This is a genomic window from Collinsella sp. AM12-1, from assembly GCF_003472325.1.
Taxonomy (GTDB): domain Bacteria; phylum Actinomycetota; class Coriobacteriia; order Coriobacteriales; family Coriobacteriaceae; genus Collinsella.
This window is the reverse complement of the sequence record NZ_QRLS01000027.1, coordinates 1-11,913: the sequence shown is the minus strand read 5'-3', so window position 1 is coordinate 11,913 and position 11,913 is coordinate 1. Positions and strand designations below refer to the sequence as shown.

The following is an 11,913-nucleotide window of genomic DNA, read 5'->3' as shown; positions in this document are numbered from 1 at the left end:
CTATGCGGTTGTCAATTTGCGAAAGAAATTATGCGTCACCTATGACATCAGACGAATAAAGATGGATATACAGAATGGACTCACTGCTGATTTGAGAAGGCAATGATATGGCCATTTCCAACTGATCGCGATTGCGGTTAAAGTCAATCCATTTCAAATCCGATTGATCCGACCTGAGCCAATAAGCCGCTCGTATTAGTGTATGAGAATCAAAGTCTTTATTCATGAAAAGCGTAATGGAGGCATGATTTGCGCAAACAGGAGTTTGGGCATCAGCGCTAATCTTATAGTTAATCAAAGCGACGTCACGCGATAGTTGAGCTAGCTCGTCATTTATAGAAACAGGAAGCGTCCTTACATCAGCCAAAGTGTCGCCCTTAGGTTTAACTGTATTGTTCTGATAATTAAAAACAGCATCAAGAAACATTTGATTTTCTACCTCAATTGAGGCCAATTCGCCGCAATCAACCTGTGTCTCATTTAACGAGCTTAATAGGGCGGAGGCGATGCCCTCAGGGCTCGTTTCAGAAAAGCGTATAGCATTAGACTTAAAATCGTAAGCAGTGTTCTCTCCAAAAACTTCAACGACATTAAGTCCAGAAGCAAGCATCTCGAAAGGTAAACGAGATGGATTGCTAGCGCTGAGGGAAATACCGACAGAGCACCGTGAATACAAATCAGCGCATTCCGATGTTGTCAGAACCCCCAACTGATGAATCCGGTCCGAATCGGTAGAGACCTTCTGATTGCTACCGTATAGATAAAATGAAACACGAGAATCATAAGTGCATACAAGCTCAATAGCCTTGATGAGCATGCCAGAAAGACGCCGATCTTTGCCGGGTTGATAAATGGCGCAGACGGAGAAGGGCTCTCTATAATTCTTATTTGCAGCGTATAGCTCCAAATCAACGCCAAAATCGCAAAATGGAACCGGCAACGGATAATACTGCGAGACCTTGGAGGAAAGCCAACGTCCGATTGTGATAGGCTTCAAATCTAAACGATAGGTATTTTCAGCCCTTAAATAACACTCCCCCATCGGATAAAACCAAGGTTCATAATCTTGAATGAAATACAATTTGAGTGGAGTTGATTGAAAAGCAACGAATTCGGCAGTTGGCCAAGCGGTCGCAATAGCGATGTCAAAGTTGCAAGGTATTGTATGCTCAACTCGAACCGATTTGGGTTTGTAACCAAACCAGAGATAAATCTGTTCAGCAACAGTTCCCGAGCTCTTATATGCCTCAGAACCAGGAAGAATGAAGAAATGACATTCAAAACCATGCTGATCCAAATAGCAAGCTTTAGTACAAATTGTCCTAAAACCGCCCGAGCCTTTTTCTGGAGGTGAGATAACCCACGCAACTCTATTCATAATCAACCTACATGCAGGTAGCAACACTAATAAAGCGAATTAGATAAATACAATTCATTGAGCAAATACCGAGCAAAACTAAAGTAGCTGAAATCCCCCTATATTTAATTGCGCGACTTCTCAATCCAAATAGCAAAGCAGGTAGCACAGGCAAAAAATAGCGCCCCTGAACACCCTGAATGACACTCTCATTATTGAAAGTCCACCCTAGCCACATAGAAGCAATGGAGCCAAGCGCAGCGACAGCAAAAGCACCTATAAACATAGCTGGAAGGGGCTGATTGAGAAAGGCATCCTCGTCTTGAGAATCAATGCAACAGATAAAACCACAGACAAGATATGGAATCATATAAAAAGTAGGCATACGAAGGTTCTCTTGGAACCACCCCAGGGAATAACCCAAAGTCGTTTCCCAATAGAAATCACCAAGCGAATCTAAAGTGCGGCAAAAGACCATAAAGCTATTTCTTGGGTGAAGCAGGATATCGTTCAAAGAATAAAATTGCCCAGCTTCACCTCCACGACTAGAGGAAGTTGACTGAGAGACAAGCCCACTCACAGAGGCAAGACGCAGAACTAGCACGGAGGCTGCAATTACGAATATCAGGAGATATTTGCTAAGCCGTCCTTTGTTAACGTCTTCAAACTTATCTAATGGAATAAAAACGGCCAAGACAATCAAACCACAGTAAATGACTTTACACGGAGCCAGCAGTGCAGAGACAATAAAATACGTGATAATTTGCCTAATGCCAATTGAGTGATCTTCTCCAAAGAAACCACGCATCAAAAAAGCAAATACGAGCAGCGAAAGAGCAATGATTCCTGAATCATATGAATAAGAAGCAGCAAGGTGAAGTGTCATCGGCAGTAAAGAGACGAAAACGATTACCGATTTGCCTTTTGGCGCAATCTTATAAGCATGAAATGCGCAGAAACAAAAAACGGCGATTGAGCCTATTCTACCTAAATAGAAAACCGGATAAGCTCCGAGCCCCAAAAGTAGGCCAATTTGAAGTCCGATAACGGAGCCGATTTTTGCCGGAACATTTTCAGTTCCGATGGAGAAAGCTAAATCTGAAAATGAGACATATTTGCTGGACTCAAACCACGAAAAATGGTTAAAGATAGAATCAAAAGAAGAAGAGCTGATTAAACTACTCGATAGTTTCGAATATAAATTCAGATCAGTTTCTCTCACTAAAAACGATCCATCAGCTGCTACTCTTGAGTTAAATGGCAAGCTGTCAACCAACCAATAAGTTGAAAAATAGTGATGACCCTCATCTGGTACGGAAAAAGGCGGGAACATAAAGCAGAAGATGAGAGAAAAAAGGACAAGTACTGCTAGAAATATCCATTCATTTCCTAGAGCATCCCTGTCCCGTAGGTAGCAGAAACCCAGAACAACAACAATCGCAAGCGAGACAAACACTACAAGCGCGACAAGCGTTCGCGGATTATTCAGATACCAAAAAAGGGAATAGAACAGAAACAGCGTAATAAGAAAGCAGGGAAACAGCTTCCCATTAAGTGATTTAATCATATCGATATCCAATTGGGTCCATAACTCAGCATTAAACAAAGATTGGCCTAGATAATCTCAAGGCCAATCGAAGAAAACAAACGTATGATCTAGCAATTCCTGGATGCCATAATTGCCTTTATCTTATCAGCGTTTCCCCACACTCCAGGGGAATCATATGGCCGATCGGGAAAAGCGCCGTACTCAAGCGAAATATTCAGCTCATTATCCTTAATAAACTGTTCCATTTGAGCAGCAAGGGAAACTGGGTTACCAGAGCAGCAATTGATGATACCGTTAATCTCATCTTGCAGGACTGCACACGAGATCATATAGGCCAAATCCTTAACGCTGGAAAAATCGAATTTGTTTTTACCAGTCGTAAAGGGGAATGTAGTTTCACCGGAACGAGCAGCTCTCAACAGCTTTCCGAATACAGACTGAGAACCCTCATCATCGCCGAAAATATAATAACCTCTGAGCCACTGAAGGTTGAAACCCTTTAGGGAAGCCTCCTGAAACATGGTCCGCCTTAAGCAGTCTTTTGCAATCCCATACAATGACTGTGGGTTGCAGGGCGTATCATCACAAATAGCCCCCTCCCAATAGCCAACCTCATGCATGGAACCCATTACGGCAAGGTGCTTTACTCCATAGTCAGCCATCTTTAAAAGGAAACCATAGTGACCGGACAGATCGGCAATGTGAGTTTCCGAATTATGGTTAAACCCATTTCTCCACGCAAGGTGTAAACAAACATCAGGAACACAGGACAGATAATTCGACGGAGAAAACTCCGGATCCAAAATATTAGCGGAGATAGTCTCATCAGCATCATCGCCGACATATGGATTAACATCAGCCGCAATAACATGAACATTCATGTTATTGAGAGCAGCAACAACATGTTTGCCGATATACCCGTTAGCGCCTGTAACAAGAACCGTTTTCACGACTATAACCCTTTCTTAAGTCTGCAATTACAGATTATTACTATTCTCGCTGAGTGCATAAACACGATTCACGGCTTTTGCAATAGGCTTCGGCCAAAGGCTAGACAGTATTTCGAAATCTTCGCCCTTACGAATGTCCTCACCCAAATTTAGGGAAGTTGCCGATTCAGCATAAATGCGATGTCCGACGAGCGGTTCGGGAATATAGACGAATCGTCCTTTGACCATAGCTAAATCAACCCATGTTTTATAATCACATGAATTTTTAAACGTGGTATCGAAAGGGCTTGGCCCAACATTTTTCTTAACCAGAGTTACTGCAGGGCAGCAAATTGAATCGCCAAATGAAAGGATTCTTTTTTTCAAGAACACCGAGTTATTAAGAAAGGCAGATGACAGAGGCGAATTCATGATCCTCTTAATTTTAAGAAGAGAGTTGTCATACACCCTTTGGTCATTACGGAGTTCAAAATAATCCGTGAAAGACAGGAGCGATTCGGACTCATCGTATTTATTCAAAGCGGCAATAGTGCGTTCCAAAAATGACGGATCATAATAATCGTCTTGATGAGCCATGGTGACGAGCTTAGTACCAGCCGAGTTGTAACCATAATTCCAATCATCACCCGCAAGATGCGGATGAGGATTGACGACCATCTCTATTCCAAACTCCGAGCAAACATCTTCAAGGTATTTACTCGGCGTAGAGGTGGACAGAAAAATGTTTCCTCGTACTGTTTGGTTTAGCAGAGATTGAATCGTTCCCGAAATATAAGGATTCTCCTTATAAGCGCAAACAACGAAACTATGGTCTGAAGCGGTAAACATAAATCACCATCTAATTTATTGGAATCCAAGACTGGGACTCAAAATCATATCGTTTAATAGGTTGGGCCGGAGCACCAACCGCAATAACATTATCGGGCAAAGATCGCGTCACAACCCCTCCAGCGCCAACAATTGTTCCATCTCCAATAGAAACTCCCGGAAGAACGCAAACATTCTCACCTAGCCATACGCGATCACCAATACGAACGCCCTCAGCAATGAGCTTCCTTTCCGCTGGAACGGATAAAGGCGTATCCGTTCCATATGCTCCATGGCTTGTGTCGCTAACAAAGACTTTTGAAGCAAATAGGCAGTCATTGCCAATTTCAACACAGTCGGAAGATACAAGGTGCACATTATCACCAATTTGACAATTATCGCCCATAGTAATAAGGCCTTGTTCAAATACTTCTATTCGGCAGTTTCTCCCAGTAGATAATCCCTTGCCAAAGTGAAATGAAGACTTTCCCCTAATAAAAATAGGGCGACGAACAAGCTTAGCACCCGGATAGCAAACAAGGGTAAGAAAAAAAGACCACGCCATTCTGCAGATATCGGAAAGCGAATAATGTTTGAGATCGTTAAAGATGCTATTCATCATGAGTCCTTTTAACTTTATGGAATGTAACGAATAAATCAATAAGACAGATTAATAAGCCAATCCCAAAAGAAACGACAACTGCAATATTGATACCGTTGGCGCCATATATCACAAACAGAATCCCACAGCCTACGAAGGCGACCAACAATGAGCAAACATTAGCAATGAGGGCAATGTTTAAATGACGCATGACAGTCAATATATCAAAAGAAAAGGCAAATAAAGTTGTAACTACGGTTGCGAATAACGCCGGGGAAAGCAGGTAAACGCTGGACTCAATTGAGGAACCATACACAAGCAGTAAAACTGACTTACCGATTAATTCACTCATCAAAATGGCGACAGCGCCGATGAAGCAAATTGCGAGTAGAGTTCTAATTACAAACTGCTGAAACTTACGATAGTCACGCTCGGACCAACATTTTGCAGCATTTACGAGAAGGGGATTATATAGGTATGATGCAGCAACCTGAACCAAAACTGTTGGAGTTGCAATTGCGGCATATTTTCCAAGCTCAGCATCGCCATAGGCAATTCCAAATTTTTGCCTGATAATTGAAACAACTGATCCGTAGCAGACTAGCGTCACAACCGCCGGAAAGAACTTTACAGCAAGTTCACCAATTGTCGATAAGTTAATTGTTGGAATAACTGATTCGAACTGACTGGCAGCCCTAAAGTCAAATAGCCAAGTAATTAAAATACAACAAATAGAGATTCCAATTAAGGCAAGGGGCAGCGTAAGCCCAAAGGACAACAACACAATAAAGAGGCCAATGCAGATCACACCACGAACCCCTTGTGAAATCCCTATGTAGTCCATTCTCAATGCGCGCTGTTCTATTGCGTAAAATACAGAGCAGAAGGCTTCATCCGCTTTAAACAACAACCATGCCAAACAGGTGGAAAAAGAAGTTATCGGCGATGTTAAAAAGAGATATATCAAAACAGGAATCACACCAGCAAATACTGTGAAAAACCTAAAGGCGATATATTGACCAGAAGAATACTCGTTTGTTAAGTCAGAAACTTGAATAGTCCTCATGTTATACGTAGCAAGGGGATAATAAATATTTCCAAGAGCCATAGCAAATGCAAGTCGACCGGAATTCTCGTAATCATTTGAAAAGATAACGACCGCAATCGTCATAGCCCACATACAGGCTTGATAAATTAGACAGCCTATTGAATTCCAGAGCATATTTTGTTTTGTTGATAAGGTCAAGTTTGTTCTAAACACCAATAATTCCCACTATTAATAATTCGAACCATAGATATATTTGTAATAATCAAGAGTCTTTGCGGCGGTTTTGCTCCAAGAGAAATCTAAGACCCGCTTCAATCCTTGACTAACTTTCTGCTCGAACAGACAAGATTCGCTTAAGAGCGAGTTTATCGAGTCAACGACGTCATCAACGTTCGATTCCTTAAGCAGTAAGGCTGCATCACCCGCAACTTCAGGAATTGAGCTGATATTCAGCCCAATTACAGGCAGCCCTGAAGCCATGGACTCAAGAACTGGAATTCCAAACCCCTCATACTCTGACAAATATAGAAGGGCAATTGAACGATTAAAGATATTTGAAACCTCAGCGGCTGAAGGATAAACGTAGTTTGTAAATCTACCTGGTATCATCTCATCAAGCAAATTGCGCTCGTCATCACTTAGCGAAGCACCAATAATTCGCAACTCTACTTGCGGAACCCTTGCGACAGCCTTAACGGCTAACTCGAAATTCTTATATGCAGATTTACGATTGCCGATAAAACAAACGGCATTTTCTCTTTTCAGATTAGGGTCATAGTTATAGGAAGAATCATCATATCCCTGATGAATGATCTCGATCTGCTTCGAATTCGCTTCGGGTACATAGTTGAGCAAATCTCGACGTGTGCTCTCCGAGATGCAAATAATACCGCTAGCTTTTAACGCTGCCTTCTTTATCTGGTAAAAAGAAACGGCTTTAAGAAGACCTTGATACTGATTCATGCAAATAAAATCATGAACCGTACAAACGTTTTTAATGTTTGACGATTTTGGAACACGAAAATACGATGAGTGCAACAAGCCATCTTCGGGAATATCTAGTTTTTTAAACTCATCAACGCGAAGAGGCGATTCGCTTTGAATAATTCGCTTCGCGCCCTCAAGCGACATTTTATTTCTAACTTCATTTTGTCGAGAGTCTTTACGTTCAAAGATGGTGACATCGAACGATGTATCTAGAAGCGCAGCCTTGACGATGCTTTCCCAATAAATGGACCCTCCGCCGGTCTTCTGTAAACTAAAGACTAAATTATCTAGATACAGAGGAATCTTATAGCTCGTCATCATTACATCCACCATTTCCGTTATCAAGCTGATGCTTAAGCAAGGCAAGAGCTTGAGATAGATTCTTGATCGCCTGTTGTTGTTTGCTAACTGTGGAGCTCAGAGAGAGAGCCTGTAATAGCAGAAAAAAGATAGCAATAAAAAATAGAAAATTAGAAGTGAGCTCGAAGCCAAGACCAAAAGAAAGAAACGTTAGCACTGAGGGAAAGCAAGCAAACAGAATCAAAATAATAGAAAGGACAAACCATAGCAACGCATACTTCAACTCAAGCTTCTCTTTACGAATCAACATGAGCACGTAGAAAGCAAGTACGAGAACGGTGATAATTGCTAACAATCTTGTCGTCATAAGAAATCCTACTTTGAATGAGATGAAAACCAAGAAATAGCCACCGATAGGGTAACTTTTATCATGTAGTAAACGCTCGAGAAGCCACCGATGGATGAGACACCACCTTGTCTCTCTTTCATTATCACAGAGACCTCGCCTACCGATAACCCGTTTGACAACGCATACGCAATAGACTCTGGCTCAGGATAGTCAATGGGATAGTGCTGAGAAAATAACTTGATGGCCTTCTTGCCGGAAGCACGAAAGCCTGATGTAGGATCTGTGACAGTTTTCCCTGTAAGCAGCTTTAAAAAGAAAGTAAACCACATTATTCCAATTCTCCTCATAAGAGTCGATTGGAAGCCGTCGGTTTTAACCTTGAAGCGAGAGCCTATAACAAGGTCACTATTGGACATTTCCATTTCTTCAATTAGGTCATGGATATATGCCGGGTCATGCTGGCCGTCACCATCAACTTGAACGTCAATATCATAGCCGTATTTAAGAGCGTATTTATGGCCAGCCTGCACCGCACCACCAATACCTAAATTCTGTGGTAGATCGATAACATTTATATGATGCTCTAAACAAACATCAAAGGTATTATCGGTTGACCCGTCATTGATGACAACGTAGTCGTAACCGCAATCAGAAACCGATTGGACGGTCTTAACAATATTAGTCGACTCATTGTATGCAGGAATTATTACTAGAACTTTTGAGTTCATCAATCGATGCCCTTTACTAATTTAAACGGTCTGTTTAATCTCAACGCAAACTAAATCCAAATCGGAAATTGCATTGATTTTATAACTAGCATCGTGGTCGTAAACAAAGGAAACGCCAGGATGCAGTTCAATCTCTCGATTGTCCGTCTCTAAATATCCAGCTCCGTCAGCCACGACTAAACACGAATAGACGCTAGTCAGAGAAGCGCAGTCAATTGATTCCGATTGTTTTACCTGGATTCTTTTAATTTCACCCTTTGATTGACCAGCCGATTGATGGGAATCCAATACGCTATAACGCCCCCACGATGACGATTCAACCATTGGACAGTCACGGGCAGCCGACGAAACAAGCTCCTTTATATGAGCACTCTCCTCCTTACCCGAAACAAGAATGCCATCCTGGGTAGCAACTACAACAGAATCACTTAGTCCAGCAATAACCATCGGCAGGCTTGTCTCATTGATAACATGAACGTTGTTACACGTATTCCAGTCGACGGATGCTTCCCCCGAAACTGCAGCGTCCATTTCATCCGTGAGCGTATTCCATGTTCCCAAGTCTTTCCAAGTACCGGAATAAGAAATTACACCAATCCTCTTGGCCTTTTCAACAATCTCATAGTCAAAACTGGTTTTCGGAAAGAGTCCATAGTGGGACAGCATGTCTTCATAATTAGAAGGAACGTAATATTTTTCAATTGTTTCATGAAGAAACCTGAGCTTAAAACCGAATACGCCACAATTCCAGAGCGCATTTGCGGATATATATTCCATTGCCGTTTTCTCGTCAGGCTTCTCCCTAAAGGACAGAACGTCCTTCACGCCATCTTTCTCTGATTCTGCCGGAAGGATATAACCGTATTTCTCAGAAGGATAGGTTGGTTCCACTCCAAGCAAAATAAGATCTTTATTGGAGGCGGTAATCGCCTTGGCTAACTGAGGAATTTTGTCGTAATAAGCTTGGTCGGCAAAAGTGTCAATTGGCATTACGACAACGGGGTCATCATCGGAAGCCCCTTGTTCTAACAACAAATTTGCGCACGCAAGCATGATGGCAGGTGCGGTATCTCGTCTTTCAGGCTCAGTAACCAGCGAATACTGACTCGGAATTTGCATCGATAGACTATCAGCCTGCACCGAGCTTGTAGCAATAGTAATATCGATTGTGGCATCGACTTTGCAAATCTGCGAATAGACGCGTTGAACCATGGAGATATGGTTGCCATTCTGATCTCTCAGAACCTTTAAAAACTGTTTCGATCTTGCAGAGTTCGATAGGGGCCAGAGACGAGTCCCCGATCCGCCAGAAAGCAGAATTACATGAATATTCTTTTCACTCACTTGTTTAATCCTATCCTCAACAAGTGCAGATACGTTACTTACGAGCTCATCCAATGAATTACGGCAATCTTTTTTCGAATCTCCCCTTGCAAAGACATAAACTTTGAGCTTCGGCTCAGTTCCAGAAGGACGAAGTATCACCTTTGCTTCCCCCTCTAGACATAATTCAATTACATTAGATGGCGGGAGTGTTTCATCGCTCAAACTTCTGTGCCCATTGCGAATAGATGGACCAAAAATACCATGGCTATAGTCATTAATGTGCTCCACCTTAAAACCACCTATGCTGGCGAGAGCAGAATTCCTAAAACTATTAACCACATAGTTAATTATGTTATTACCTTTGGTTCCTTCCAGCGTCCAATTAATCTGCTTGTTAAGCGAGTATCCAAAGCGAGCATATAGATCTTCGAGAGCATCAAACAAGGTCATGCCCTTACGCTTATAAAAAGAAGCCATTTCGCAGGTCAGCGCAACCGCATTAATGCCATCTTTATCTCGAACATAAGAGCCCTTAAGGTATCCACAGCTCTCTTCAAAGCCAAACATGAACCGATTGGCTTCGCCCTTCGCCTCGAGAGAGTCGATTTGCTCACCGACATATTTAAAACCAGTGAGAGTTCTACGGAGTTCAATTCCATAGTTCAGCGCAATTGAATCTGCGAGAGGATCAGAGACAATAGATGTAACGGCTAAAGGATTATTTGGGCTATTATTAGCTGCCAAATAATCTAACAGAAGTAATCCAAGCTCATTGCCGGAAAGCAACTTCACAGATCCAGCTTCTCTTGCAGCGACGCCGAGGCGATCGGCATCCGGGTCCGTCGCAAGAAACAGATCTGCACCACAATCTTGGGCAAGCGCGATACCTTCCTCCATGGCTGAAGCATTTTCTGGATTAGGCTTCGGAATTCCAGGGAAGGTACCGTCATCTATAAGCTGCGATTCAACAAGATGGTAGTCGATGCCAAGATAGTCAAACATTTTAATTGCATGACGGAGGCCAGTTCCGCCGAGAGGCGAATAGACCACGCTAAGATTAGAGCAGTCACGGAGCTCAATCTCGTCCAAGACATCGCCCCAGTATGATTCAATTAGCGAATTTGGGATCCAGCGAACGATCCCGGACTTCAAAGCAGTATCGAATGAAATCTCATGCACATCATCAAACGGGTCAACAAGCTCAATTTGAGACTGGATACTTTTAGCAAGAGAATCGGTTGCCTGATCTCCGGTGTGGCCATAAACCTTATAACCATTGTATTCCATAGGATTATGCGATGCGGTAATACAGATACCTGCATCGCACCCCAACTTTCTCACAGCATAGCTCAGCAGAGGAGTTGGTTGATGTGTCTTAAACAAATGGCACTCAATGTTATTACCTGCCAAAACGCATGCCGTTTTAACCGCAAAATCGTGACTATGGATTCTCGTGTCATAGGCAATCGCTACAGATGAGCGATCCGGCTTAGAAGCATGATTTAGATAAGATGCAACCCCCTGCGTCGCCCTTCCAATGGTGACCGCATTCATCCTGTTAGGGCCAACGCCCATCAAACCGCGAATACCGCCCGTGCCGAATGACAAATTGCATGCAAAACAGTCGTCGAGATATGACCTGTCGTTAAGGGCGGAAATCTCCCAGTCTTCAAGACTACCTTCGAGCTCGACCAACCAATCGTTAAGAGTGCGATTCAATTCCAGCTCCTTGAAATACCAATTTACAAAATGAGGGCATCCTCAGTTATTAGAAGAATGCCCTATTTTACAACCAAATAGACGATGACTTGAGGGGTCTAAAAGAGATCTAAAAACAACTAGACAAGAGCTAATGCTTCGATTTAAAACTCCAGGACTGCGCGGCGGTACCGTTGCCGGCATAGAGCTGGA

At 42.6% G+C, this 11,913-nt stretch carries 10 protein-coding genes; all 10 read right to left on the bottom strand.

The window, feature by feature from the left end:
- Positions 1-28: 28 nt before the first annotated feature.
- Positions 29-1,378, bottom strand: a complete 1,350-nt coding sequence (locus DW136_RS09915) for a glycosyltransferase family 4 protein (RefSeq protein WP_147351656.1) — start codon at positions 1,376-1,378, stop codon at positions 29-31.
- Positions 1,379-1,385: 7 nt separating this feature from the next.
- Positions 1,386-2,924 (bottom strand): DUF2142 domain-containing protein, encoded by a 1,539-nt coding sequence (locus tag DW136_RS09385; RefSeq protein WP_118289480.1) that lies wholly within the window; start codon positions 2,922-2,924, stop codon positions 1,386-1,388.
- A gap of 89 nt (positions 2,925-3,013) precedes the next feature.
- A complete protein-coding gene (locus DW136_RS09380) occupies positions 3,014-3,856 on the bottom strand; it encodes an NAD(P)-dependent oxidoreductase (protein ID WP_199579922.1) in 843 nt (280 codons plus the stop codon).
- Positions 3,857-3,883: 27 nt separating this feature from the next.
- The gene (locus tag DW136_RS09375) at positions 3,884-4,684 is read right to left on the bottom strand and encodes a glycosyltransferase (protein ID WP_118289478.1); all 801 of its coding nucleotides are present in this window, start codon (positions 4,682-4,684) and stop codon (positions 3,884-3,886) included.
- Positions 4,685-4,694: 10 nt separating this feature from the next.
- Positions 4,695-5,282 (bottom strand): DapH/DapD/GlmU-related protein, encoded by a 588-nt coding sequence (locus DW136_RS09370; RefSeq protein ID WP_199579921.1) that lies wholly within the window; start codon positions 5,280-5,282, stop codon positions 4,695-4,697.
- Complete coding sequence (locus DW136_RS09910) at positions 5,275-6,525, bottom strand: lipopolysaccharide biosynthesis protein (protein WP_147351655.1); 1,251 nt, start codon at positions 6,523-6,525, stop codon at positions 5,275-5,277. Before DW136_RS09910 ends, DW136_RS09370 begins: the two co-directional genes overlap by 8 nt.
- 15 nt (positions 6,526-6,540) lie before the next feature.
- Positions 6,541-7,620: a glycosyltransferase family 1 protein gene (locus DW136_RS09360; RefSeq protein WP_158571453.1), complete on the bottom strand. Its 1,080-nt coding sequence runs from the start codon at positions 7,618-7,620 to the stop codon at positions 6,541-6,543.
- Positions 7,604-7,966: a DUF2304 domain-containing protein gene (locus tag DW136_RS09355; protein WP_118289475.1), complete on the bottom strand. Its 363-nt coding sequence runs from the start codon at positions 7,964-7,966 to the stop codon at positions 7,604-7,606. The genes DW136_RS09360 and DW136_RS09355 overlap by 17 nt, the downstream gene beginning before the upstream one ends.
- 8 nt (positions 7,967-7,974) lie before the next feature.
- Positions 7,975-8,676 (bottom strand): glycosyltransferase family 2 protein, encoded by a 702-nt coding sequence (locus DW136_RS09350; RefSeq protein ID WP_118289474.1) that lies wholly within the window; start codon positions 8,674-8,676, stop codon positions 7,975-7,977.
- A gap of 21 nt (positions 8,677-8,697) precedes the next feature.
- Positions 8,698-11,721 (bottom strand): sugar phosphate nucleotidyltransferase, encoded by a 3,024-nt coding sequence (locus tag DW136_RS09345; RefSeq protein ID WP_118289473.1) that lies wholly within the window; start codon positions 11,719-11,721, stop codon positions 8,698-8,700.
- Positions 11,722-11,913 lie beyond the last annotated feature (192 nt).

Bases quoted from the DNA above. Each gene is read 5' to 3' on its own strand.
- DW136_RS09385 (WP_118289480.1), bottom strand. From the start codon at position 2,924: ATGATTAAATCACTTAATGGGAAGCTGTTTCCCTGCTTTCTTATTACG.
- DW136_RS09915 (WP_147351656.1), bottom strand. From the start codon at position 1,378: ATGAATAGAGTTGCGTGGGTTATCTCACCTCCAGAAAAAGGCTCGGGC.
- DW136_RS09360 (WP_158571453.1), bottom strand. From the start codon at position 7,620: ATGATGACGAGCTATAAGATTCCTCTGTATCTAGATAATTTAGTCTTT.
- DW136_RS09355 (WP_118289475.1), bottom strand. From the start codon at position 7,966: ATGACGACAAGATTGTTAGCAATTATCACCGTTCTCGTACTTGCTTTC.
- DW136_RS09370 (WP_199579921.1), bottom strand. From the start codon at position 5,282: ATGAATAGCATCTTTAACGATCTCAAACATTATTCGCTTTCCGATATC.
- DW136_RS09375 (WP_118289478.1), bottom strand. From the start codon at position 4,684: ATGTTTACCGCTTCAGACCATAGTTTCGTTGTTTGCGCTTATAAGGAG.
- DW136_RS09350 (WP_118289474.1), bottom strand. From the start codon at position 8,676: ATGAACTCAAAAGTTCTAGTAATAATTCCTGCATACAATGAGTCGACT.